The sequence below is a fragment of the Streptomyces sp. NBC_01197 genome, assembly GCF_036010505.1.
Classification (GTDB): domain Bacteria; phylum Actinomycetota; class Actinomycetes; order Streptomycetales; family Streptomycetaceae; genus Streptomyces.
The window spans coordinates 6145985-6170000 of sequence record NZ_CP108569.1 but is presented as its reverse complement, the minus strand read 5'-3'; the positions used below and the strand labels follow the sequence as shown (position 1 = coordinate 6170000).

The following is a 24016-nucleotide window of genomic DNA, read 5'->3' as shown; positions in this document are numbered from 1 at the left end:
GATTCGAATTTCGGCACGCCGAAAATCAAACCCGCTGAGGGAGATCGTAGGTAGTGGTTGGCCACTTCGGGCTGCTCAGGTTCGGTCCGATGGGCCGTTCCGATAGCAGTGCCCGTGTCAAGCGGCTCGGACTACATTAGGCGTGCGTACCGGCCGAGTCAAGTCCGCCTCCTGCGTGGGACATGCGCCCGGTACGGGCTGACTGTGGGATCGCTGTCGATCCAGAAGCGCCATGGCTGGTGGGCGCCCGCGCCGCCAACTCCCGTGCGGGGGCCGCTCCGTACCCGGTCCGGGTGGGGCGGAGTACCCGTGAGGATCGACAGCACGGCCTCCCCCGGTGCGCAGACATCGGCGCCGTTGAGTGAGCGGTCGACGTCCAGGCCGGTCGCCAGCCGGGCCGGGCCCTTCGCCAGTTCTCTGTCGTGCCGGGCCGAGGGGCGGCGTTCGCGTACCAGCTCGGCGCCCGCTGTCACCTCTCCCCCGCGGAGCAGCACCCCGCTCGCCATCCCCTCCGGGCCGCAGACCAGGTTCATGCAGTGCCACATGCCGTAGGTGAAGTAGACGTACACATGGCCGGGCGGGCCGAACATGACCTCGTTGCGTGCCGTCCGGCCACGGTAGGCGTGCGATCCCGGGTCGGCCTCCCCCGCGTACGCCTCCACTTCGGTGAGGCGCAGTTCCATCGGCCCGTCCGGGGTACGGCGGACCAGGGTGCGGCCCAGGAGATCCGGGGCGACCTCCTGTACGGAACGTTCGAAGAAGTCGCGTGGCAGGGGCATACGGTCCGGGCTGGCGCTCATGGCGTACGAGCGTACTGGGGACCGGCCGGCGGTCGCCGCGGGAGGGCGCGTATGTATGGGGGTGCAAGATCAAAAAGGAGCGATGAGGAGTGGAGTGGGCGTGGGGTTCAAGAGACTGCTCGCGAGCTTGGGGGCCGGCGGTGCTTCGGTGGAGACGGAGCTGACCGAGGCGAACGTCGTGCCGGGGGGTGTGGTCCAGGGGGAGGTGCGGATCCGGGGCGGCGCCGTCGACCAGCGGATCGAGGGCCTCTCCGTGGGGCTCCAGGGCCGGGTGGAGATCGAGGGCGGCGACCACGAGGTCAAGCAGGACATCGAGTTCACCGAGATACGCCTGGGCGGGGATCTGACGATAGCGGCGGGGGCCCTGCACGTCGTGCCGTTCGGGCTCGAAATCCCCTGGGAGACGCCGATCACGAACATCGCGGGGCGGTCGTTGCCCGGGATGCATATAGGGGTGACGACGGAGTTGGAGATCGCGCGGGCGCTGGACTCCGGGGACCTGGACCCCATCCAGGTGCATCCGCTCCCCGCCCAGCAGGCCGTTCTCGATGCCTTCGGTGAGCTGGGTTTCCGGTTCGTGAGTGCGGATCTGGAGCGCGGCCGCATCCGCGGCACGCGCCAGCTGCTCCCCTTCTACCAGGAGATCGAGTTCTGCCCGCCGGAGCAGTACCGGGGGCTGAACCAGGTCGAGCTGACCTTCGTCACGGACGACCGCGAGATGGACGTAATACTGGAAATGGACAAGAAGCCAGGTCTTCTCAGCGGGAGCAGCGACTCGTACCGGGCGTTCCGGGTGGGTCGGCACGACTTCCGGGACACCGACTGGACCGGATACCTCCATCAGTGGCTGGCCGATGTGGGTGGCAGACGGAACTGGCTCTGAGGGCTGTCCGGCGGGTCAGGTCGCAGGACGGTGGCGGTTCCCGTTCGGTGCTGTTGAGCGGGGTCTGGTGTGTCCAGCTGCAAGGCTGAGGAGGGCGGCGACGCGGTGGGGGCCCCGGCCGGAGGCCGGGGGGAGTCGTCAACCGACGACAACGCCGATGGGGGCGCCTCCCTGGCCCTTAGGGCCTTGGGGGAGGGCGTGCCGGATCCTGCGTCTGCGGCCTGACCCGCCGGACAGCCCTTAGGGTCGGATACGGAACTGACAGCCGATGCAGGAGGTGCCGTCGTGACCGGGCTCAGCAAGCCGCCGCTCCCCCATGACTTTCATCCGCCGGTGCCCTCGTTCACCGTGGTGAGTGAGGACGTCGCACCGGGGGCCGTATTGAAGGACGCGCAGGTGTACGCGGCGGGGAACACCTCGCCGCAGCTGCGGTGGGAAGGTTTCCCGCCGGAGACCAGGAGCTTCGCCGTGACCTGCTTCGACCCCGACGCGCCCACGGGCAGCGGGTTCTGGCACTGGTCGCTGTTCGACATTCCGGCCTCCGTGACCGAGCTCCCGGCGGGTGCGGGCAGTGGTGCGTTCAAGGGGCTGCCGCCCGGCGCGGTCCAGGCCCGCAACGACTACGGTGCGAAGGAGTTCGGGGGCGCCGCCCCGCCGGCCGGTGAGAACCACCGCTATGTCTTCACCGTGTACGCGGTGGACACCCCGCAGCTCGGTATCGACTCGGACACGCCGCCGGCCGCGGTCGGCTTCAATCTGCGTTTCCACACGCTGGCACGAGCCCAGCTCATCGCCGAGTACGCGGCTCCCGCCGAAAGCTGAAGCCCGCGCGTCTGTTTGCCCTGCCCCGGTCTTGGAGAGATCAGGGCAGGGCCTTTTTATTGCGTTGTCCATCGTGGCGTGCCCGGCCAGAGTTGATCCCAGTCCCGCCAGGGGGTGGGCCGGCACACGGAGGTGGGCACCATGCGGGACACACTGGTACTGAACGCCAGCTTCGAGCCGCTGTCGACGGTGACGCTCAACCGCGCGGTGGTCCTGGTGCTCCAGGACAAGGCCGTGGTCGAGCAGGCCCACCCCGGGCTCCGGGTGCGTGCGGCCACTGTCGAGCTGCCGGTGCCCCGGGTGATCAGGCTCTGCCGCTACGTCCGGGTGCCGTTCCGAAGACAGGCACCGTGGTCGAGACGGGGGGTGCTGGTCCGCGACCAGCACCGGTGCGCGTACTGCGGGCGGCGGGCGACCACCGTCGACCACGTGGTGCCGCGTGCCCAGGGCGGCCAGGACACCTGGCTGAACACGGTGGCCTCCTGTGCCGAGGACAACCACCGTAAAGCGGCGCGTACCCCGGACCAGGCCGGAATGCCGCTGCTGCGCAGGCCGTTCGTGCCGACTCCGGCCGACGCGATGATGCTCGCGCTCGGTGCCGGTGACCGGCAGGCGCTGCCCGACTGGCTCCCGCAGACCGCGTAACCGCCGGACGAGCGGAACGGCCGCTCTCGCCGTACGCGGAGAAGCCCGCCCCTGGCAGCGAATTCCAGGGGCGGGCTTCTCCGTTGCACCGCGTTGGTGCGCCGGATTGTTGCAACCGGTAGTTACTCCGGCGGCTGGTTACTCCGAGGGGCGCCTCGCGGCCGGCGGCGCGGGCGACTCCTTGCCGGTGTTGAACCCGGGGACGTTGTCGCCGAGGTTCCCGAAGGCTCCGCTGAGTCCCTTGAGCGCATCGCCGATCTCGCTCGGCACGATCCAGAGCTTGTTGGCGTCGCCCTCGGCGATCTTCGGGAGCATCTGGAGGTACTGGTAGGCGAGCAGCTTCTGGTCGGCGTCACCCGCGTGGATCGACTCGAAGACCGTACGGATGGCCTGGGCCTCGCCCTCCGCGCGCAGCGCCGACGCCTTGGCCTCACCTTCGGCCCGGAGGATGGCCGACTGCTTCTCGCCCTCGGCGCGCAGGATTTCGGACTGCCGGACACCTTCGGCCTGGAGGATCGCGGCGCGCTTGTCACGGTCGGCGCGCATCTGCTTCTCCATCGAGTCCTGGATGGAGGTGGGCGGCTCGATGGCCTTGAGCTCGACGCGGTTGACGCGGATGCCCCACTTGCCGGTGGCCTCGTCGAGTACGCCGCGCAGCGCCGCGTTGATCTCCTCACGGGAGGTCAGGGTCCGCTCCAGGTCCATGCCGCCGATGATGTTGCGGAGGGTGGTGACGGTGAGCTGCTCGATCGCCTGGATGTAGCTGGCCACTTCGTAGGTCGCGGCGCGGGCGTCGGTCACCTGGTAGTAGATGACCGTGTCGATGTTGACGACCAGGTTGTCCTGGGTGATCACCGGCTGCGGCGGGAAGGGAACGACCTGTTCCCGGAGGTCGATCCGGTTGCGGATCGAGTCGATGAACGGGACGACGATGTTCAGCCCGGCGTTGAGAGTGCGTGTGTAGCGGCCGAACCGTTCGACGATGGCGGCGCTGGCCTGTGGGATCACCTGGATCGTCTTGATCAGGGCGATGAAGACCAGCACCACCAGAATGATCAGAACGATGATGACGGATGGCATCGTGCTCCCCGTGCCCTTCGGTTGCCGGCAGTTCCCGATGAATGATCTTCGCAGACCTCGGTCTGCCGTGTGTGAGGTTCTGTCAGAGGAGCTCTGTCAGAGGAGGTTCTGTCACAGGACGACGGCTGTCGCTCCGTCGATCTCCACGACGTCAACCTGCTGACCTGGCTGATAGCTGCTGTCGCCGTCGAGGGCCCGCGCAGACCAGACCTCCCCCGCCAGCTTGATGCGGCCGCCGCTGCCGTCGACCCGTTCCAGGACGACTGCCTGACGGCCCTTCAGCGCATCGATCCCGGTGGCCAGTTCAGGTCGCTGAGACCGGTGCCGGTTCGCGATCGGACGCACCACGGCGATGAGCGCGACGGACACGATCACGAAGACGAGGACCTGGAGCACCGGTCCGACGCCGAGGCCGGCGGCGGCCGATGCGGCGACCGCTCCCACGGCCAGCATCCCGAATTCGGGCATGGCGGTGATGACGAGCGGGATTCCCAGCCCGGCCGCGCCGATCAGCCACCACACCCATGCCTCGATGTCCACGGGGTCATGGTAGGGCGGCAGTCCCCTCCGGGGACAGTGCGCAAGGGACGCGGAACCGGTCAGCCGAGCGGAAGGCCCTGCGCGGTCCAGCGGTTGCCGCGCTGTTCGACGACGAGCGGCAGCCCGAAGCAGAGAGAGAGGTTGCGGGAGCTCAGCTCGGTCTCCATCGGACCGGCGGCGAGCACCTTGCCCTGACGGATCATCAGGACGTGGGTGAAGCCCGGGGCGATCTCCTCGACGTGGTGGGTCACCATCACCATCGAGGGGGCGTACGGGTCCTTGGCCAGTCGGCCGAGACGACGTACGAGGTCCTCGCGGCCGCCGAGGTCGAGACCGGCGGCGGGCTCGTCGAGCAGGAGGAGTTCGGGGTCGGTCATCATCGCGCGGGCGATCAGGGTGCGCTTGCGCTCGCCCTCGGAGAGGGTGCCGAACTTGCGGTCCAGGAACTCGGTCATGCCCAGGCGGTCGAGGAAGGCGCGGGCGCGCTGCTCGTCGACCTCCTCGTAGTCCTCGTGCCAGGTGGCCGTCATGCCGTAGGCCGCGGTGAGCACCACCTGCAGCACGGTCTGGCGCTTGGGCATCTTCTCGGCCATGGCGGCGCCGGCCATGCCGATGCGCGGGCGGAGCTCGAAGACGTCGGTGCCGGGCTTGCCGAGCTGCTCGCCGAGGATCGACGCGGTGCCGGTGGTCGGGAACAGGTAGCTGGACGCGATATTGAGGAGCGTGGTCTTGCCGGCGCCGTTGGGGCCGAGGATGACCCAGCGCTCCCCCTCCTTCACCGCCCAGGAGACGTCGTCCACCAGAGCACGTCCGTCGCGGACCACCGATACGTCCAGCAGCTCCAGTACATCGCTCATGAGCGCGTTGTCTCCCCATGCAGTCTCGGTTCACGCGTGCGCCTGCGGGCGCAGCTCCCAGGGAAAACCTACGCCACTTGATAAGTGCAGCCACGTCTAGGGCCTGTCGTTCGGGTCAGGCCGGATCAGGGAGCGGGGTCCGGCGCACTGCGTTCGCTTCGCTCACTTCGTCTCGGCTCTTTGATTTGTCCTTTGGATGCCGAGCGCAGCTGCAAGGCGGAGGATTGAGGCCACGCGAAGGGGTGCGTGCCAGACCCCGCGAGCCCGGCCTGATCCCAACGACAGGCCCCAGGTCCAGTCCCTAGGCTGGGGCTATGTTCACGGAACCACGCTCAGGACGGCTGGCCTCATGGGGAAATGCCCTGTTGGCCGGAATTGTGTCGCCGGATGACGCCGCACTCGCCATTGTGGGCGAGGACGCTGTCCACCGGGTGGAGGGGCTGCCGGGTGAGCCGGGGGCCGTCGGGCTCACGCTGGCGCTGGGGCGGCTGAGAGCGCTCGGCGCGACCGGATACCGGGTGGCGATGCCCACAGCGGGGCACCCGCTGGGCCTCAGTGGGCCGCCGGAGTTCAACGCGCGGGCGCTGGAGGCGGAGGAGGCGGTCACCGCCTTCGGCGTGCCGCTGGGGCTGGTGCCCGAGCTGTACGAGGCGGGCCCGGAGGGCGATCTGCACCGGGAGGTGGTCTGGCACTGCCTGCCGGTCCGCGAGGCGCCGCCGGCCGACGTGCCCTCGCTCGGCGAGGCGGAGCGGGAGCTGGCGGAGGCGCTGCGGGAGGCGACCGCGGTGCTCTCGGGTCTCGATGTGGCGGGCGGCGGGCCCGCTGCCGAGGCGGCGATCGACGCGTACCGGGCCCGGTCGGAAGCGGGGGCCGGGGATCTGCTCGCGCCGGGGTATCCGGCGCGCGCGGTCCGGGTGCTCGAACTGGCGCGGCGGATCGGGCTGCTGGTCTCGGTGGCGTACGAGCACGGGCCGGGCGGCGCGGTGAGCGCGTCGGAGATGGCGGCGCGGGGGAACGCGCTGCGACCGGTTGAGCGGGTGGCCCGGCGGGCGCAGGTGGCGGCGTACAACGCGTATGTGGAGGAGCGGGAGCGGCGCGGCTGACCAGGGCCCTCATGCAACCGGCCCCGCGCGGCTGACGGGGGCCGCTCGGGGGACCGTCCCCGGCGCGGCCGAGTGCGCCGTACAGCCGAACGACCCACCGGACCAGCGCCCGAGGGGCGCGGTGTCCGGGGGGCCGGCCGGTGGCCGTTGTCCGGTCAGCCGTTGATGCCGTGGTTGGCGAAGGCCGGGTTCAGGACGCCGATCACGGAGACGGTGTTGCCGACGGCGTTCACCGGGACGTGCACCGGGACCTGCACGACGTTGCCCGAGACGACGCCCGGGGAGCCGGCCGCCGTGCCCGCGGCGTGGCCGGCGGCGGATGCGGCACCGGCTCCGGCGGCCAGCATGCCACCGGCGACGAGGGTGATGGCCGCGGCCTTCTTCAGGTTCTTCATTTCAGGATCCTCCTAGCTGGCTGCGGCCGGCGCCGCAGCACGCATGGAGAACGGCGGAGATCCCGTTCGGATACGCCATGTGGGTGACTTACACCCGACGGTATGAATCTCACACCGGAATATGACGGTCCGCTCAGCCCGCCGCCCCGTTCCGTACCGCCCAGAGCGCCGCCTGGGTCCGGTCGGCGAGGTCCAGTTTCATCAGGATGTTCGACACATGCGTCTTGACGGTCTTCTCGGAGAGGACCAGCGCCCGTGCGATCTCCCGGTTGGAGCGTCCGTCGGCGATCAGCCCGAGCACCTCGCGTTCCCGCTCGGTGAGCGCGGTGCCCCTCCCCTGGCCGCCGCCCGGCTCCTGGGAGAGGAGTGCCCCGGCCACTTCGGGCTGGAGCAAGACGTGTCCGGCGTGGACCGAGCGGATCGCGTCGGCCAGCGCCTCCGGGTCGACGTCCTTGTACACGTAGCCCGACGCACCCGCGCGCAGGGCGGGGACCACGGTGCGCTGCTCGGTGAAGCTGGTGACCACCAGCACTCTGGCGGGATTCGCCAGCTCCCTGAGTTTGCGCAGCGCCTCGATGCCGTCCATGCCCGGCATCTTGATGTCCATCAGGACGATGTCGGGGCGCAGTTCCTCGGCAGCGGCCACCCCCTGTTCCCCGTCCGGCGCCTCGCCCACGACCTCGATGTCGTCCTGGATCTCCAGAAAGGTGCGCAGGCCCCGCCTGACCACCTGGTGGTCGTCGACGAGCAGGACGCGGATGGCCGCCTTCGGCCTGGGCGCGGTGTCAGCCACCGGGCACCTCCATCTCGATCGTGGCGCCCTCTCCGGGCGCCGATTTCACTCTGAGCCTGCCCCCGACACCGCTCGCCCGGTCCCGCATGGAGACCAGACCGAGGTGCCGGCCGGCCCGCCGGACGGCCGACGGCTCGAATCCGTTGCCGTCGTCGGTGATCCGCAGGACCGCACCGGGCCCGAGCTGCCGGCCCTCCAGTACGACATCGATACGCCCGGCGCCCGAGTGGCGCAGGGCGTTGTGCAGTGCCTCCTGGGCCACTCGCAGCAGCGCCTCCTCCTGGGCGGCGGGCAGCGCCCGCACCGGCCCGCTCCGGAAGGTGACGTGCGGGGTGTGCGCGCGGTCGAGTACCTGGATGTGCGTCCGGAGCGTGGGGATCAGACCGTCCTCGTCGAGGGCGGCGGGGCGCAGCTCCACGACGGCGGCGCGGAGTTCTTCGGCGGCCTCGGCCGCGAGGTCGGCGACCTGCTGGAGCTCGCCCTTGGCGCGGGCCGGGTCGCGGTCCACCAGGGTGGCAGCGGCCTGGGCGGTCAGCCGGAGGGAGAAGAGTTTCTGGCTGACGGCGTCGTGGAGCTCGTGCGCCAGCCGGGAGCGTTCCTCGGCGATGGTGAGCTCACGGCTCCGCTCGTACAGACGGGCGTTGGTGAGGGCGATGGCGGCGTGCTGGGCGAGGATCGTCAGCAGCTCCTCGTCCTCCTCGGTGAACCCGCAGCGGCCGGTGGGCCTGGGGCACCGCTTGTTGGCGAGGAAGAGCGCGGCGATTGTCTCGTCGCCGTCACGGACGGGCAGGCCGAGGAAGTCCGACATGTCGGGGTGCGTGTTCGGCCAGCCGCCGAAGCGTGGGTCCTCGCGCACGTCGTCGAGGCGCTGGGGCTTCTCGTCGTGCAGCATCGCGGCGAGGATGCCGTGCTGGCGCGGGAGCGGGCCGATGGCCTTCCACTGGGCGTCGCTGACCCCGTCGACCACGAACTGGGCGAAGCCGCCGTGGTCGTCGGGGACCCCGAGCGCGGCGTACTCGGCGTCCAGCAGTTCGCGGGCCGAAGCCACGATCGTCTTGAGGACGTCGCGGACCTCCAGATGCCTGCTCATCGCGAGCAGCGCGGTGCTCACCGCGGACAGGCCGGAGGGGGGTCGATGGGACATGGCCACACCGTACCGGCGGGCCGCGCGGGCCGTATCGGGCTGTGGACGGCTCCGGCCCGGTCCATGGGGACCAGGTCATCCGGGACGCCGGCACTAGGCCGAAGTGCCTTGAACCCTGCGTCCCGCGGACGAGGCGCGGGGCGGGGGCGCGTTCCTACGTTGGTGGCACGAAGCGACGGCAGGACCGGAGAGTCGAAGGAAGAGGGACGTGCCATGGCGGTAGCGGTCATCACGGGCGGATCGAAAGGGCTGGGCCGGGCGCTCGCCGCGGGGCTCGCGGAACGGGGCTGGGACCTGGTTATCGATGCGAGGACGCCGGAAGTGCTGGACGGGGCGGCGCGGGAGCTCGCGGAGTACGGCACGCGGGTAGTGGCGGTGGCGGGGGATGTCGGCGACGCGGCGCACCGGAGCCGGCTGGTGGAGGCGGCGCGCGGTCTGGGCGGGCTCGATCTGCTGGTCAGCAACGCGAGCGCGCTGGGCGCCGAGCCGCTCGTACGCCTGGAGGAGCTGACGCCCGACGGGCTGCGGGCGGCGCTGGAGACCAATGTGGTGGCCGCGCTCGGTCTGGTGCGGGAGGCGCTGCCGCTGCTGCGGGCGGCCGGCAAGGGGACGGTGGTCACGGTGAGTTCGGACGCCGCTGTAGAGGCGTACCCGACGTGGGGCGGGTACGGGGCGTCGAAGGCCGCGCTGGACCGGTTGTCGGCGGTGCTCGCGGCCGAGGAGCCCGGCTTGCGGGTGTGGGCGGTGGACCCGGGTGATATGCGTACCGATCTGTACGCGGCCGCGGTGCCCGGTGACGAGGAGGAGAGGCCCGCGCCTTCGGAGGTGGTTCCGGCGTTTCTGCGGCTGCTCGACGAGCGGCCGGCGAGCGGGCGGTACTCGGCCCCCGCACTGGCGGGTGAGGTGCGATGAGTGCGCGGCAGGCGCTGCGGGTCCCGGACGGGCCGCCTGCGACGGTGCCCGCCGAGGAGCGCGGTCGCGGGCGGGACGACGTACGGCTGATGGTGTCGCGCGGCACCGAGGTCTCCCACCACGCCTTCCTTGAGCTGCCGGCACAGCTTCGGGCTGGTGACGTACTGGTGGTGAACACCTCGCGGACGCTGCCCGCCGCCGTCGACGGGACAGCAGCGGCGGGCGCCGGTGTCGTGGTGCACTTCTCCGCCCGCGGGGACGACGGCCGGTGGGCGGTGGAGCTGCGGGAGCCGGTGCCGGGCGGGAGCACGCGGCGGTGCTCGGGCGGCCCGGCGGGGTCGGTGGTGCGACTGCCCGGGGGCGTACGGCTCGTGTGGGAGGAGCCGCTGACCGCCGGTGAGGACCGGTTGTGGTGGGCGCGGCCGTCGGTGGCCGGGGTGCCGGAGCTGCTGCGGCGGCACGGTCGCCCGATCCGGTACGCGTACACCCGCCGCGACCAGCCACTCTCCGCGTATCAGACGGTGTTCGCGCTGGCCGCGCCGGACGGGGCGGGCTCGGCGGAGATGCCGAGCGCCGCACGGCCCTTCACCGCCGGGCTGGTCGCGGAGCTGGTGAGCCGGGGGATTCAGTTCGCACCGGTGGTGCTGCACACCGGGGTGGCCTCGGCGGAGGCGTACGAGACCCCGTATCCCGAACGGTTCGAGGTGCCGGAGGCCACCGCCCGGCTGGTCAACGCGGCTAAGGCGGGCGGCGGGCGGATCGTCGCGGTGGGGACGACGGCGGTGCGGGCCCTGGAGACGGCGGCCGGCGCCGACGGCGTCGTGCGGGCGCTGGCCGGGTGGACGGATCTGGTGGTCACGCCTGGCAGCGGGGTGCGAGTGGTGGACGGGCTGCTGACCGGGCTGCACGAGCCGCAGGCCTCGCATCTGCTGATGCTGGAGGCGATCGCGGGCCGGGAGGCTCTGGAGCGCGGCTATGCGGAAGCGGTACGGGCGCTCTACCTCTGGCACGAATTCGGGGACGTTCACCTCATCCTTCCGAATGAGGAACCTAACGCTCCGGATTGCGGAAGCAACGCATCGTGATTTCAGTGCCCGAACAGTGTGACGCCGCGCATAGGACGCACGTCACTTACGAGGTTCGCTAGTTGATGCTTAATGGGCTCCTGGACCGGGTACGCGCGGGCACCCGGCACTCCAGGAGCTTCCCCACGCCACTAAGCGGGATCGTACGTCACACCTTTGCCACAAGATTTTGCGGCCGCTAAGAATTGCTCCCGTCGCCGCCCCAGGGGCGCTTCGCCGCCCCCGGCGCTCGCGACTTCCGCTATTCGAAGAGGAACGCCCGCATGTCCGAGAACCGCCATGGCCTTCGTCGCCTGACCAAGACTCACAAGTACTCGATCGGTGGTGTGGCCGCCGTCGGCGCCGCAGCGCTCGCCTTCACGCTTGTTCCCGGAAACGCGTCCGCCGAGACCACGCACGTCGACGCGGCCCCGGTGGCCTTCGCCTCGCAGACCAAGACGGTGGAAGCGAGCCTGCACACTCAGCAGGCCCACGCCGACCAGGCCGCCAAGGCCGCAGCGGCCAAGGCGAAGGCAGCGGCGAAGGCCAAGGCCGTCGCCAAGGCCAAGGCCGAAGCCGCCGCCAAGGCGAAGAGCGAGGCTGCCGCGAAGGCCAAGGCGAAGGCCGAAGCCGCCGCGAAGGCCAAGGAGCGGGAGGCCAAGGCTGCTGCCAGCCGCGCCGCCGCCCGCCAGCCCGTCTACGCGAACAACCTCGACGGCTGGATCCGCCACGCGCTGGCCATCATGCAGGCCAAGGGCATCCCCGGCTCGTACAACGGCCTGGAGCGCAACATCATGCGTGAGTCCAGCGGCAACCCGATGGCCATCAACAACTGGGATATCAACGCCCAGAACGGCATCCCGTCGAAGGGTCTGCTCCAGACCATCCAGCCGACGTTCAACGCGTACCACGTCGCCGGCACGTCGTTCAACATCTACGACCCGGTCGCCAACATCACCGCCGCCGCCAACTACGCCGCCGCGAACTACGGCTCGATCGACAACGTCAACAGCGCCTACTGATCCGGCACTGGTCACGTACCGGTCGCACACGGGTCCGGCGCACCACCGGACCACGCCGAAGGGCGGCACCCACACTGCGGGTGCCGCCCTTCGGCGTTGGCTGGCTGCCTGCCGGTCCGCTCGGCATGAAGCTACTTGCGCATGACCTCGGGCTCGTGACGGCGCAGCAGCCGCGCCACCACGACACCGCAGATCACGCCGATGGCGAGCAGGATCCCCATGTCCATCACCCAGGTACCGACCGTGTGGTCCCAGAGCGGGTCCGTGCTGGCGAGGTCCTTCTTGTTGGGCAGCAGGACGTTCAGCGACGCGGTGGTGCCCGCGGCGGCGACCGCCCAGCGGGCAGGCATCAGGAACGAGAACTGATTGATCCCCGCGGCGCCGTTCAGGGTGAAGAGGCAGCCCGTGAAGACGACCTGTGTGATGGCGAACATGACGAGGAGCGGCATGGTCTTCTCGGAGGTCTTCACCAGCGAGGAGATGATCAGGCCGATCATCATCGAGGTGAGGCCGAGCGCCATGATCGGCAGGGTCATCTCGACCCGGGTGGAGGTCGCGAAGATCAGGCCCTCGGCGGGCGCCTTCTTCATCCCGAAGCCGATGCCGCCGATGATGGCGCCCTGCACCAGGGTGATCAGGCCGAGCACGATCACCTTGGACATCAGATAGGCGGAACGCGACAGGCCGGTGGCCCGTTCCCGTTCGTAGATCACCCGTTCCTTGATCAGTTCTCGTACGGAGTTGGCCGCCCCGGCGAAGCAGGCGCCCACCGCGAGGATCAGCAGGATCACCGCGCCGTCACCGTTGCTGAGGCGCCCTGCCGGCGGCCCGAAGCCGAGCCCGTAGTCCGCGGGGATCAGCGCGCCGACCGTGCCCAGCACCGCGGGCAGCAGCAGGGAGAGCGCCATGAAGCCCTTGTCGGACACGATCACCGACACATAGCGCCTCATCAGGGTGAGCAGCTGGGAGCCCCAGGCCTGCGGCTTCGGCGGCTTCATCGACTGGGCGGACGGCATCTGGACCGACTGCACGGCGACCGAGTCGATGTCCGCCGCGTACATCTGGTAGTGCTGCGAACCGCGCCAGCGCCCCGCCCAATCGTAGTCGCGGTAGTTCTCGAAGGCCGAGAAGACATCGGCCCAGCTGCTGTAGCCGAAGAAGTTGAGTGCCTCCTCGGGCGGTCCGAAGTACGCGACCGAACCGCCGGGCGCCATCACCAGGAGCTTGTCGCAGATGGCGAGTTCGGCGACCGAGTGCGTGACGACTAGGACCGTACGGCCGTCGTCGGCGAGGCCGCGCAGCAGCTGCATGACATCGCGGTCCATGCCCGGGTCGAGCCCCGACGTCGGCTCGTCCAGGAAGATGAGCGACGGCTTGGTCAGCAGTTCGAGCGCGACCGAGACCCGCTTGCGCTGGCCACCGGAGAGGGAGGCGACCCTCTTCTCCTTGTGGATGTCCAGCTTCAGCTCGCGCAGCACCTCGTCGATGCGCGAGGAGCGCTCCGCCTCGGTGGTGTCGGCGGGGAAGCGCAGCTTGGCCGCGTACTTCATCGCCTTACGGACCGTGAGCTCCTTGTGCAGGATGTCGTCCTGCGGGACCAGTCCGATGCGCTGGCGCAGCTCGGCGAACTGCTTGTACAGGTTCCTGTTGTCGTAGAGGACATCGCCCCGGTTGGCGGGCCGGTAGCCGGTGAGCGCCTTGAGCAGGGTGGACTTCCCGGAGCCCGACGGGCCGATGACCGCAATGAGCGACTTCTCGGGCACGCCGAACGAGACGTCCTTGAGGATGTCCTTGCCGCCGTCGACCGTCACCGTGAGGTGGCGGGCGGAGAAGGAGACCTCGCCGGTGTCGACGAACTCCTCCAGCCGGTCGCCGACCAGCCGGAAGGTCGAGTGGCCGACGCCGACGATGTCGTTCGGGCCGATCAGGGCCGTACCGGACTTGGCCATCGGCTGGCCGTTGATGTACGTGCCGTTGTGGGATCCGAGGTCACGGATCTCGAAGCGGCCGTCCGGTGTCGCGACGAACTCGGCGTGGTTGCGGGAGACCTGGAGGTCGGAGACGACCAGTTCGTTCTCCAGCGCACGGCCGATGCGCATCACCCGGCCGAGTGCCAGCTGGTGGAAGGTGGTCGGGCTGCGGTCGCCGTACGCCGACGGGGCCTCCGCGCCCCCGCCCGCCGGACCGGCCTGCTGAGGCACCTGGTCCTGCTGGGGCGTCTGGCCCTGCGGCTGCTGCCAGCCCTGCGGGGCCGCGCTCTGCGGCGGCTGCTGGGCCGGGGCCCAGTCCGCCGGGGCGCCCTGCTGCTGGGGAGGGGCGTACGCCGGCCCCTGGGCCTGGGCGGCCTGCGGGGCGTACGCCGGAGCGGGCGCCTGTGCCTGCATCGCCGCGGGCTCCTGAGCCTGGGCTGGCTGCGCACCGGCCGCCGCGGCGGACAGGCTCAGCAGCGGGCCGTCGGTCGCGTTGCCGAGGTGCACCGCCGAACCGGGGCCGATCTCCAGCTGCTGGATCCGCTGTCCGCGCACGAAGGTGCCGTTGGTCGAGCCGTGGTCCTCAATGAGCCAGCCACGGCCTCCCCAGCTGATAGTGGCGTGTCGCCACGAGACCCTGGCGTCGTCGATCGGCAGGTCTCCCTGCGGATCACGGCCGAGGGTGTACGACCTGGACGGATCGAGCGTCCAGATCCTGCCATTCAGTTCAACTACGAGTTCCGGCACTCCAGCCCCACTTATTGTCCCCCGAGGTACCCCCGTTGCAGGGAGTCTAGGGATGGCGAACATCCTGGGGAACTATTTCAGGCACAGAGAGGCATCGGGAAGGCGGGCCGTGTGACGACCGCGTACCAATGGGGTGGAGGCGCACAGGTCCGGGCGGCGTCCGGGCAGCCAGGGGCCTTCGCGCCCGGTCCGCCGACCGGTCCCACCAGGGACGTCCGGTCCTCGGGACGGGCTGCCCGCGGCCCGGCCGCGACCTATACGGTGGGACGCACCATGAGCGCATCGCAGCCCCCAGTCCACGCGGACTCTCCGACTCTCCTCGTCAAGATCTTCGGGAAGGACCGCCCCGGGATCACCGCAGGTCTCTTCGACACCCTCGCCGCCTACGCCGTCGACGTCGTCGACATCGAGCAGGTGGTCACCCGTGGCCGGATCGTGCTGTGCGCCCTCGTCACGGCTCCGGGCCCCAGCGGCAACGCCGAGGGCGAGCTGCGGGCGACCGTACACAGCTGGGCCGAGTCCCTCAGGCTGGAGACCGAGATCATCTCCGGCACCGGCGACAACCGGCCCCGGGGCAGCGGACGTTCCCATGTGACCGTGCTCGGCCACCCGCTCACCGCTGAGTCGACCGCCGCCATAGCGGCCAGCATCACCGCCACGGGCGGCAACATCGACCGTATCTTCCGGCTGGCCAAGTACCCGGTGACCGCAGTGGAGTTCGCGGTGTCCGGGGTGGAGACCGAGCCACTGCGCACGGCGCTCGCCCTGGAGGCGTCGGTGCTCGGGGTGGACGTGGCCGTGATCTCTGCGGGTCTGCACCGACGCGCCCAGCGGCTCGTCGTGATGGACGTCGATTCGACGGTCATCCAGGACGAGGTGATCGAGCTCTTCGCCGCGCACGCGGGGTGCGAGCAGGAGGTCGCGGAGGTGACGGCGCGCGCGATGCGCGGCGAGCTGGACTTCGAACAGTCGCTGCACGCGCGGGTGGCGCTGCTCGCGGGGCTCGATGCCTCGGTCGTCGACAAAGTACGGTCCGAGGTACGGCTCACGCCCGGTGCCCGCACCCTGATCCGTACGCTGAAGCGGCTCGGCTACCAAGTGGGCGTCGTGTCCGGCGGGTTCACCCAGGTGACCGACGACCTCAAGGAGCGGCTCGGCCTCGATTTCGCCTCGGCCAACACGCTGGAGATCGTCGACGGCAGGCTCACCGGGCGGGTCGTCGGTGAGGTCGTGGACCGCGCGGGCAAGGCGCGGCTGCTGCGGCGGTTCGCCGAGCAGGCGGGCGTCCCGCTGGCACAGACCGTCGCCATCGGGGACGGTGCGAACGACCTGGACATGCTCAACGCGGCGGGGCTCGGGGTCGCGTTCAATGCCAAGCCCGTGGTCCGCAAGGCCGCCGACACGGCGGTGAACGTGCCGTTCCTGGACACCGTGCTCTATCTGCTGGGCATCACCCGTGAAGAGGTCGAGGCCGCGGACGGCCTCGTCGACGACGGGGTCTGACCACCACGCCGGCCCCCGGGGGTCGGGCCGGCGCCCGGCCGCGTACGGCGGTACTCCGGGGGCGGTCCTTGCGTGCTCGTGCTTGCGGCCTCCACCGCTCGTCGCGGGGGAGGCCGTTGCCCGGTCCTACTCGTGCGGCGACCAGAAATCCGTCAGTCTGCCCACGCCGTGCTCGACGGACTTCCACGGGCCGGTGAACTCGATGACGGCGACTCCCGCGGTCGGGAACCCGCTGCGGTTCATCCTGGTCAGCGCGGCTCCCCCGGCACTGCCCGACAGTGCGTCGGCGAGTGCGTGCGTACCGGGGTTGTGGCCGATGACCAGTAGATCGCTGACGTCGTCGGGGATCTCGTTGAGCAGCGCGAGCAGTTCGCCGAGGGACGCCTCGTACAACCGCTCCTCGTAGAGGGTCCGTGGCCGGTCCGGCAGTTCCTGGACGGCCAGCTTCCAGGTCTCGCGCGTCCTGACCGCGGTCGAGCAGAGGGTCAGGTCGAAACGGAACGCGTGGGAGGCGAGCCAGCTGCCCGCGGCGGCGGCGTCCATCCGGCCGCGATCGGCGAGCGGCCGGTCGTGGTCGGACACCTCGGGCCAGTCGGCCTTCGCGTGCCGGAGAAGGACAATCCTGCGGGACTCGGGGGTTCCGGGGGCTGTCCCCCCGGATGACACAACGGCGCTCATACAATCCAGCTTCGCACGGATCGGACCATCGGGCGCAGGGTGTTGGGAGGCTCCCCCGGCACGAGTGAACAGGGTCGGCCACGGCGGCCGGGCTGTGCTACCTCGGCAGACTCTGCTGGATCCGCTCCAGCACATGTGTGACGGTGGCCTCGCCGGTGTCCGCGTGCGCCTGGCCGGGCGCGGTGATCAGCAGCAGCAGAACGGCGAAGGCCAGCGCGGGCAGGGCGATGGCCCACCAGGGCAGCCGCACATCGATCCCGCTCCGGGCGGGGCCGTGGTGAGGAGGGTTGGTGTGCGGACGGGCCGGCATGGCCGCCTCCATGAGGTTCGCGGTGGCTGATGTACCTGAACCTACGGAGTACGGGGGCGCTCTCCCATCCGGTGACCCACCCACTTCACCCTGAGCCTGGCCCCCTAGGGGACGGTGGTGCTAGCACCACCGTCGGGCCTGGGCGTCGGGCAGGGGTACCGGTCAGGGGGACGCGAGCGTGGCGATGATCGCGACGATCACCGTGACCGCGAGCATGGCTCCGAGCACGAGCAGGAGCTTCTTCTGACCGTTCTGGGGATTCGGTTCGAGCACTGGCATGACGTCAGTCTCGCATCTCAGGATTCGTCCTCGATCGTCCGGTCCCGTCCGGCGAGGATCCCGGCGGCGATCTGTGGCACCATCAGCCCGGCCATCAGCCCGATGGGCAGGCCCCAGCCGCCGCTGTGCTGGTAGAGGACACCGACGAGCAGCGGTCCCGGGATGGAGATCAGATAGCCGGTGGACTGGGCGAAGGCGGAGAGCCTGACCACTCCGGCGCCACTCCGCGACCGCATCCCGATCATCGTCAGGGCAAGCGGGAACGAGCAGTTGGAGATGCCGAGCAGCAGCGCCCAGACCCAGGCGCCGCCGGCCGGGGCCAGATAGAGACCGGCGTAACCGACGAGCCCGCAGGCGCCCAGGGCGATGACGATGGGGCCCTGGTTCTTCATCCGGCTCGCCAGTCGGGGGATGACGAACGCGAGCGGCACGCCCATCACCATCGTGACGGCGAGCAGCAGCCCCGCTGTGCCGGCCGAGACCCCGGCGTCGCGGAAGATCTGCGGCATCCAGCCCATGGTGATGTACGCGGCGGTGGCCTGGAGGCCGAAGAAGCAGGCCAGGGCCCAGGCGGTGCGGCTGCTGGTGATCCGGCGGGCGGCCGGCTGCGGCCGGGCCGCGTCAGCGGTGCCAGGGAGGTCGGCGGTGCCCGAAGCTTCAACGGCGGTCGTGCCCGCCGCGTTCGCCGCGGTGACGCTGTGGTCCTTGATGAGCGCGATCCAGGGCAGTACGGCCACGGCGGCCAGTACCGCCCACACCCCGAGGCCCAGCCGCCAGCTGCCGCCGAGGCCGTCGGTCAGCGGCACGGTGAGGGCGGCGGCGAGGGCGGTGCCCAGGGCGAGGGCCATCGAGTAGAGCCCGGTCATCGTTCCGACGCGGTCCGGGAAGTACCGCTTGACGATCACCGGCATCAGCACGTTGCTCACGGCGATACCCATCAGGGCCAGCGCGCTGGCGGCCAGGAAGCCGGCCGTACCGCTCGTGAAGGGCCGGATCACCAGGCCCGCGGTGATAGCCACCATCCCGGCGCAGACGACGGCGCCCGGCCCGAAGCGGCGGGCCAGCCGGGGTGACATGACGCCGAAGACGGCGAAGCAGAGCGGCGGTACGGAGGTGAGGACACCGGCGACGCTGCCGCTCATCCCGAGGCCGTCCCGCACCTCTTCGAGGAGCGCGCCGAGACTCGTGATGGCGGGCCGGAGGTTGACGGCGGCGAGAACGATGCCGGCGATCACCAGTTTCACGGTCCACCCGGCGGGCTGCGGGCGGGCGGCGTCCGCCGCGGTGCGCGGCTCGGCAGCGGGGGCGAGGATCTTCGTCTCGTCGTCTGGCATAAGGACATCATAGAATCATGGGATGATTGGTTGTCCAATCCCGGTTTTCCCGCCCCGCGACCCCGAACGACGCGACCGCGAACGACGCAACCCCCGAACGAGGAGCACCATGGCGCTGAACTCTCCCCGGCGTTCCGCACTCGCCGACCAGGTGATCACCGAACTGCGGAACCAGATCACCTCGGGCGAGTGGCCGGTCGGCGCCCGCATCCCGACCGAGCCCGAACTGGTCGAGCAGCTGGGAGTGGCCCGCAACACCGTCCGGGAGGCGGTGCGCGCCCTCGCGCACAACGGGCTGCTGGACATCCGCCAGGGCTCCGGCACCTATGTGGTCGCCACCAGTGAGCTGGCCGGGGTGATGCACCGCCGGTTCGCCGCGGCTGACCCGCGGCACGTCGCGGAACTGCGCTCGACCCTGGAGTCGTCGGCCGCCCGGCTGGCCGCCGAACGCCGCACCGAGCGGGACATGAAGCAGCTGGCGGCACTGCTCGCCGAGCGGGAGCGGACCTGGGAGGCGGGTGAAGCGGAGGCGTTCGTGGCCGCCGACGCGACCCTGCATCTGGCGATCGTGAACGCCTCGCACAACGACGTACTGACCGAGCTCTACGCCGACCTGGGCGACCTGCTCCGCGACTGGCTCCGGGACGACGTGGGGCGCGAGCTGCGGCCGGAGGGGTATATGGACCACAGCCGGCTGATCGACGCGATCCGGAACGGCGACGGGGACCTGGCGGCCGCCGAGGCGGCGAGCCACGCGTTCACCAACTGCCTGGGGACTTCTGCCTGAGGGAGTTGTTCACCCTGCCCGCCGGTGTGTCACCCAGACCGAGCTGATCTCCTTCCAGCAGCGGCCGGTGAGCCGCACGCTCTGCGCGGGGCCGACCTCGACCGGCGCGCTGTCCATGTCGATGTCCCACCAGCGGGCGCACTCGACGTGCAGGGCGACCCGGTCGGTCCCCACGTATCTGTTGTGACAGGTGGCCGTCGTATGCGAACCCCTGATGGATATGAGGCAGCCGGCGCCGAACGGGGCCGGCTCCGCCTGCACGCTCGTGGGGACCGAGAGCGCCGCCACCCCGGCCGAGGCCACGAGCAGGACCGCTGTCCGGTAGCGGATCGAACGCATACCCGTGCCTCCTCCCCAGGAGAGCCGGGGAGTGCCCCGGCCTGATCAGTCTGCGGTCGTTCGCCCCGTTCCACGAGTCGGGCGGGACCGCCGGGGCGGCGGCGGGGGAAGTAACGGCGAGAAGGGTTGACATGCACAGAGGTCGGAATATGTTACATGCAATGTTGAGTATGCCGTAGCTAGCTGCCACAGAGCCTCTGGAGGGCCCCATGGAGTGCGATCTTCTGCTGTCGGGCGGGCGGGTGGTGACCGTGGACGACCGGCGGTCCGTGTACGAACCGGGCTCGGTCGCCATCACCGGGAACCGCATCGCGGCGGTGGGCCCGGCGGCGGAGACCGATACCGCGTGGCAGGCGGCCCGTACGGTCGACTGCCGGGGCCGGGCGGTCGTCCCCGGCTTCACCGACGGGCACAGCCACCTGTTCCAGTCCCTCGCCCGCGGACTGGGCGAGGGACTCTCCATCTGGCCCTGGCTGTGCGAGTTCATGTGGCCGTACTCCATAGCCGTGACCCCCGACGACGCCAGGGCCGCCGCCACTCTCGGCGCAGTGGAGGCGCTGCGCTCGGGCATCACCACCGTCATCGACAACCACTACGCGCCCACCGACCCGGAGACCGTGCTCGCGGTGGCGGGGGCCGTCGAATCGGCGGGGCTGCGCGGCGCGGTGGCCCGCGGCATGATCGGGCACCGGACCCCGGTGGCGCTCGCGCGGGGGCTGCCTCCCGCACTCTTCCGGTACTCCGTCGCCGAGGAGCTGGAGCTCACCCGGGAGTGCATGCGGCGGCGGCCGCCCGGCTCCACCGTGGAGATCTGGCCGGCCCCCCTCAACCTCAGCTATGTGGACCAGGACCTGGTCAGGGGGGCGGCGGCGCTGGCCGCCGAGTTCGGGACGCGCTGGCACACGCACTGCAGCGAGGGGGCGAAGGACCCGGAGAGCTATCTGGACGCGTACGGCATCAGGCCGGTCGAGTGGCTGGCCGCCGAGGGGCTGCTGGACGAGCGGACCACCCTCGCGCACGCCGTGTGGCTGGACGGGTCCGAGATCCGCCGGATCGGCGAGCGGCGGGCCGGTGTCGCCCACAACCCCGTGTCCAACGCCTATCTGGCCTCGGGTGTGATGCCGCTGCGCGAACTGCGGGAGGCGGGCGCCGTGGTGGCGCTCGGCACCGACGGCCCCAGCGCCGGGCACCGCCAGGACATGTTCGAAGTGATGAAGCAGACGCTCTTCGGTCAGCGCCAGCACACCCTCGATCCGGCCGCCGCGCGCTGCGAGGAGGCGCTGGAGCTGGCCACCCGGGAGGGCGGCCGCTATGCGGGTACGGGGGCCGGCGTACTGACCGCCGGCGCCCCAGCGGATCTGGCCGTGGTCGCCCTGGACCGCCCGCACCAGGTGCCGCTGCACCGCACCGTCTCCGCTCTCGTGTACGCGTCGCGCGGCTCCGACGTGGAGCTGACCGTCGTCGACGGGCGGGTCGTCTTCGAGGACGGCCGCTGCCTGCTGGTGGACGAGGACGCGCTGCTGGCCGAGGCGCAGGAGCGGTCCGGACAGCTCGTGACGCGGGCCGGGTTCGGTGAGCTGACCCGCCCCTGGAACCACTGACCACACCCCCGACCGACCGATTTCCCTGTCGGCTGCCCGTCCGCGGCCCCCGTACGTGCGCAGTGAACAACCCCCGCCGTCGGCGGGTGGAGGGAGAACGCACATGTCGCGCAAGGCAGTTCAGGGCAGTACGGACCGGCACCGGGAGCCCGGTCCGGACCCGGTCCCGGTCCCGGTGGACGCGGGCGGTGCCGAGCCGCCGGAGCCGGATCCGGTCGACGCGGTGCCGTCGTTCTGGCGGCTGGCCGTCTACGGGCTCCAGCACGTGCTGGCCTTCTACGCCGGTGCGGTCGTCATGCCGCTCCTGGTCGCCCAGGGCATCGGGATGCCGGCCGAGGACATCGGGATGCTGGTCAACGCCTCGCTGCTGACCTGCGGTCTCGCCACCCTGCTGCAATCCGTGGGGCTGCCCGGGATCGGCATCCGGCTGCCGGTGGTGCAGGGCACGTCGACGACGGCGGTGCCCTCGCTCGTGTCGGTGGGGCTGGCCGCGGGCGGGGCGAAGGCCGGACTGCCGACCGTCTTCGGGGCGGTGATCGCCGCCGGACTCGCGCTCTTCGTGATCGCGCCGGTGTTCAGCAGGCTGGTCAGGTTCTTCCCGCCGCTGGTCACCGGCACCATCGTGACCATCGTCGGGATCACCCTGCTCGCGGTGGCGGCCCGGCAGGTGGGCGGCGGGGACCCGTCGCAGCACACCTTCGGCTCACCGGTCCATCTGGGCCTCGCGGGGGCCACCCTGCTGGTGATCCTGTTGCTGCACAAGTTCTCCCGGGGCTTCCTGGCCACGGTGGCGGTGCTGCTCGGCCTGGTCGCAGGCACGGTGGTGGCCGCGCTCGCGGGCGAGACCGACTTCTCGGGGATCGGCGGCTCCGCCTGGCTGGGCGTCACGGCCCCGCTGCACTACGGGGCGCCGCGTTTCGAGGCGACCGCGGTGCTCTCCGTCGTCCTGGTGATGATCATCATCGCGGTGGAGTCCATCGGGCAGTTCTTCGCGGTGGGCAGGATCGTCGGCCGTGAGGTGGACGGCAGGCAGGTGACCCGGGCGCTGCGCGCGGACGGCCTCGCGACGATGGTCGCCGGTCTCCTCAACTCCTTTCCCAGCACGGTCTATTCGCAGAACATCGGGCTGATCGGACTGACCCGGGTGAAGAGCCGGTGGATCGTCGCGGCGTCCGGCGTGATCATGATGGTGCTGGGCGCGGTACCGAAGGTGGGCGCGGTGGTGTCCGCGATGCCGGCCTCCGTGCTGGGCGGCGCGACGATCGTGCTGTTCTCCACGATCGCCGTGGTCGGGGTGCAGATCCTGGTCCAGGCCGACCTCGGCGACCAGCGCAACACGATCCTGGTCGCGGCGAGCGTGGGCGTCGGCTTCCTGCCGACCGCGTTCCCCCAGTTCGCTGATCAGATGCCGGGCCGGCAACTGCATGCACTCTTCGAGAGCGGCATCATCCTCGGCACGCTGACAGCTGTACTGCTCAACCTGTTCTTCCACCATCTCAGGCTGCCGGGCCGCCGGAAGAGGGCTGCGCGGTCCATTGACCCGCCCGAAGATTACATGCAACATGAAGAACAGCTGGAGAGCAGGATACCCAGCACATCGGACGAGGCGCCGTAAGCGTCATGAACAACGCAGCAGCTGAGCGTCACAGAGGGAGTTGGGGCATGTCGACGGAGAGAGCAGTGAACCCGGTCGCGGCCGGAAGCCTGCTTGCCGACCGGGCCTACGAGGAGCTCAAGGGGGCGGTGCTCGCCAACCGGCTGCGCCCCGGCGACGCGCTCTCCGTGCCCGCGCTCGCCACTCAGCTGGGCATCAGCCGCAGCCCGGTCCGCGAGGCCGTGCAGCGTCTGATCCACGACGGCCTGGCCACCCATATCGCCCACCGCGGCGCCGTGGTCGCCACGGTCGACGTCGAGGACGTACGCCGGCTGTACCTGGTCCGCGAGGTGATGGAGGGGCTGGCCGCCCGGCTCGCCACCGAGCGGCTCGACGCCACCAGGGTCTCCGAACTGCGCGACCTCCTGGAGCGGCATGAGCAGGTCGTGGCGGCGGGCGACGACGAACAGGCGCACACCGAGATGGACATGGCGTACCACCGGCTCATCCGCGAGGTCGCGGACAACGCCCATCTCACCTCGGCCCTGGACACCGTGCAGGGCAAGGCCCACCTCGCGCTGCACGCACTGTGGCGCAGCCCGCAGGCCCCCCGGCTCGCCGTCGAGGAGCACCGCCGGATCTTCGAGGCGATGACGGCGGGCGACCCGGACGCGGCCGAGCTCGCGGCCCGCGACCACATCAGGCGGCTGCGGATCCGGCTGTCGCAGGCGGTGGCGCCGGGCCCCGACCGTACGGAGGGCGGGCCCTCTCCCGTACACCCGGTCGGGCCGTAGGCCGTATCCGCGACGTCGCG

At 70.7% G+C, this 24016-nt stretch carries 25 protein-coding genes; 12 read left to right on the top strand and 13 right to left on the bottom strand.

Annotation, left to right across the window (positions count from 1 at the left end; translation table 11 throughout):
• Positions 1-158 precede the first annotated feature (158 nt).
• Positions 159-800 carry a DNA-3-methyladenine glycosylase gene (locus tag OG452_RS28380; RefSeq protein ID WP_327298407.1) on the bottom strand — a complete coding sequence of 214 codons (642 nt, stop codon included), beginning with the start codon at positions 798-800 and terminating at the stop codon, positions 159-161.
• A gap of 100 nt (positions 801-900) precedes the next feature.
• Between OG452_RS28380 and OG452_RS28375 the strand changes: the two genes are divergently transcribed.
• From OG452_RS28375 to OG452_RS28365, 3 genes are all read left to right on the top strand, one after another.
• Positions 901-1683 carry a sporulation protein gene (locus OG452_RS28375; RefSeq protein ID WP_327298406.1) on the top strand — a complete coding sequence of 261 codons (783 nt, stop codon included), beginning with the start codon at positions 901-903 and terminating at the stop codon, positions 1681-1683.
• A gap of 285 nt (positions 1684-1968) precedes the next feature.
• Positions 1969-2505, top strand: a complete 537-nt coding sequence (locus OG452_RS28370; protein WP_327298405.1) for a YbhB/YbcL family Raf kinase inhibitor-like protein — start codon at positions 1969-1971, stop codon at positions 2503-2505.
• 141 nt (positions 2506-2646) lie between these two features.
• Positions 2647-3150 carry an HNH endonuclease gene (locus OG452_RS28365; protein WP_327298404.1) on the top strand — a complete coding sequence of 168 codons (504 nt, stop codon included), beginning with the start codon at positions 2647-2649 and terminating at the stop codon, positions 3148-3150.
• A gap of 138 nt (positions 3151-3288) precedes the next feature.
• Here OG452_RS28365 and OG452_RS28360 read toward each other — a convergent pair whose 3' ends face one another.
• The 3 genes from OG452_RS28360 to OG452_RS28350 all read right to left on the bottom strand — a co-directional run bounded on the left by OG452_RS28360 (position 3289) and on the right by OG452_RS28350 (position 5627).
• Positions 3289-4230, bottom strand: coding sequence for an SPFH domain-containing protein (locus OG452_RS28360; protein ID WP_266858387.1), 942 nt, complete (start codon positions 4228-4230; stop codon positions 3289-3291).
• A gap of 111 nt (positions 4231-4341) precedes the next feature.
• Positions 4342-4770 carry an NfeD family protein gene (locus OG452_RS28355; RefSeq protein WP_327298403.1) on the bottom strand — a complete coding sequence of 143 codons (429 nt, stop codon included), beginning with the start codon at positions 4768-4770 and terminating at the stop codon, positions 4342-4344.
• Between the two features lie 59 nt (positions 4771-4829).
• A complete protein-coding gene (locus OG452_RS28350; protein ID WP_164267483.1) occupies positions 4830-5627 on the bottom strand; it encodes an ABC transporter ATP-binding protein in 798 nt (265 codons plus the stop codon).
• Positions 5628-5941: 314 nt separating this feature from the next.
• On the opposite strand from OG452_RS28350, the gene OG452_RS28345 reads away from it, so the two are divergent.
• A complete protein-coding gene (locus OG452_RS28345; RefSeq protein WP_327298402.1) occupies positions 5942-6730 on the top strand; it encodes a hypothetical protein in 789 nt (262 codons plus the stop codon).
• A 155-nt stretch (positions 6731-6885) separates the two neighbouring features.
• Here OG452_RS28345 and OG452_RS28340 read toward each other — a convergent pair whose 3' ends face one another.
• From OG452_RS28340 to OG452_RS28330, 3 genes are all read right to left on the bottom strand, one after another.
• Positions 6886-7125: a chaplin gene (locus tag OG452_RS28340; RefSeq protein WP_327298401.1), complete on the bottom strand. Its 240-nt coding sequence runs from the start codon at positions 7123-7125 to the stop codon at positions 6886-6888.
• 133 nt (positions 7126-7258) lie between these two features.
• Entirely contained in the window at positions 7259-7918 is a 660-nt protein-coding gene (locus tag OG452_RS28335; RefSeq protein ID WP_327298400.1) for a response regulator transcription factor, read from the bottom strand.
• Positions 7911-9062 carry a GAF domain-containing sensor histidine kinase gene (locus OG452_RS28330; RefSeq protein WP_327298399.1) on the bottom strand — a complete coding sequence of 384 codons (1152 nt, stop codon included), beginning with the start codon at positions 9060-9062 and terminating at the stop codon, positions 7911-7913. Before OG452_RS28330 ends, OG452_RS28335 begins: the two co-directional genes overlap by 8 nt.
• Before the next feature lie 213 nt (positions 9063-9275).
• On the opposite strand from OG452_RS28330, the gene OG452_RS28325 reads away from it, so the two are divergent.
• The 3 genes from OG452_RS28325 (at position 9276) to OG452_RS28315 (ending at position 12060) form a co-directional block, all read left to right on the top strand.
• Positions 9276-9974 carry an SDR family NAD(P)-dependent oxidoreductase gene (locus tag OG452_RS28325; protein WP_327298398.1) on the top strand — a complete coding sequence of 233 codons (699 nt, stop codon included), beginning with the start codon at positions 9276-9278 and terminating at the stop codon, positions 9972-9974.
• The gene (locus OG452_RS28320) at positions 9971-11059 is read left to right on the top strand and encodes an S-adenosylmethionine:tRNA ribosyltransferase-isomerase (protein WP_327298397.1); all 1089 of its coding nucleotides are present in this window, start codon (positions 9971-9973) and stop codon (positions 11057-11059) included. The genes OG452_RS28325 and OG452_RS28320 overlap by 4 nt, the downstream gene beginning before the upstream one ends.
• A 263-nt stretch (positions 11060-11322) precedes the next feature.
• The gene (locus tag OG452_RS28315) at positions 11323-12060 is read left to right on the top strand and encodes a transglycosylase SLT domain-containing protein (RefSeq protein ID WP_327298396.1); all 738 of its coding nucleotides are present in this window, start codon (positions 11323-11325) and stop codon (positions 12058-12060) included.
• A gap of 131 nt (positions 12061-12191) precedes the next feature.
• On the opposite strand, the gene OG452_RS28310 is transcribed toward OG452_RS28315, so the two are convergent.
• Positions 12192-14777 carry an FHA domain-containing protein gene (locus OG452_RS28310; RefSeq protein ID WP_327298395.1) on the bottom strand — a complete coding sequence of 862 codons (2586 nt, stop codon included), beginning with the start codon at positions 14775-14777 and terminating at the stop codon, positions 12192-12194.
• Between the two features lie 273 nt (positions 14778-15050).
• Between OG452_RS28310 and serB the strand changes: the two genes are divergently transcribed.
• The gene (gene serB / locus OG452_RS28305) at positions 15051-16280 is read left to right on the top strand and encodes a phosphoserine phosphatase SerB (RefSeq protein ID WP_327298394.1); all 1230 of its coding nucleotides are present in this window, start codon (positions 15051-15053) and stop codon (positions 16278-16280) included.
• Between the two features lie 126 nt (positions 16281-16406).
• Here the strand turns inward: serB and OG452_RS28300 are convergent, their stop codons facing one another.
• The 4 genes from OG452_RS28300 to OG452_RS28285 all read right to left on the bottom strand — a co-directional run bounded on the left by OG452_RS28300 (position 16407) and on the right by OG452_RS28285 (position 18881).
• Complete coding sequence (locus OG452_RS28300) at positions 16407-16958, bottom strand: SixA phosphatase family protein (protein ID WP_327298393.1); 552 nt, start codon at positions 16956-16958, stop codon at positions 16407-16409.
• A 97-nt stretch (positions 16959-17055) separates the two neighbouring features.
• Positions 17056-17268, bottom strand: a complete 213-nt coding sequence (locus tag OG452_RS28295) for a hypothetical protein (RefSeq protein WP_327298392.1) — start codon at positions 17266-17268, stop codon at positions 17056-17058.
• A 162-nt stretch (positions 17269-17430) separates the two neighbouring features.
• Complete coding sequence (locus OG452_RS28290; RefSeq protein WP_327298391.1) at positions 17431-17547, bottom strand: SGM_5486 family transporter-associated protein; 117 nt, start codon at positions 17545-17547, stop codon at positions 17431-17433.
• Between the two features lie 17 nt (positions 17548-17564).
• Positions 17565-18881, bottom strand: coding sequence for a CynX/NimT family MFS transporter (locus tag OG452_RS28285; RefSeq protein WP_327298390.1), 1317 nt, complete (start codon positions 18879-18881; stop codon positions 17565-17567).
• Positions 18882-18990: 109 nt separating this feature from the next.
• Here OG452_RS28285 and OG452_RS28280 point away from each other — a divergent pair, with 109 nt between their 5' ends.
• Positions 18991-19668 (top strand): FadR/GntR family transcriptional regulator, encoded by a 678-nt coding sequence (locus tag OG452_RS28280; protein ID WP_327298389.1) that lies wholly within the window; start codon positions 18991-18993, stop codon positions 19666-19668.
• Between the two features lie 9 nt (positions 19669-19677).
• Here the strand turns inward: OG452_RS28280 and OG452_RS28275 are convergent, their stop codons facing one another.
• A complete protein-coding gene (locus OG452_RS28275; protein ID WP_327298388.1) occupies positions 19678-20007 on the bottom strand; it encodes a hypothetical protein in 330 nt (109 codons plus the stop codon).
• A gap of 209 nt (positions 20008-20216) precedes the next feature.
• On the opposite strand from OG452_RS28275, the gene OG452_RS28270 reads away from it, so the two are divergent.
• The 3 genes from OG452_RS28270 to OG452_RS28260 all read left to right on the top strand — a co-directional run bounded on the left by OG452_RS28270 (position 20217) and on the right by OG452_RS28260 (position 23996).
• Positions 20217-21608: an amidohydrolase family protein gene (locus OG452_RS28270; protein WP_327298387.1), complete on the top strand. Its 1392-nt coding sequence runs from the start codon at positions 20217-20219 to the stop codon at positions 21606-21608.
• 103 nt (positions 21609-21711) lie between these two features.
• Positions 21712-23223, top strand: coding sequence for a nucleobase:cation symporter-2 family protein (locus OG452_RS28265; protein ID WP_327298386.1), 1512 nt, complete (start codon positions 21712-21714; stop codon positions 23221-23223).
• 47 nt (positions 23224-23270) lie between these two features.
• Positions 23271-23996 (top strand): GntR family transcriptional regulator, encoded by a 726-nt coding sequence (locus OG452_RS28260; RefSeq protein WP_327298385.1) that lies wholly within the window; start codon positions 23271-23273, stop codon positions 23994-23996.
• Positions 23997-24016: the final 20 nt, after the last annotated feature.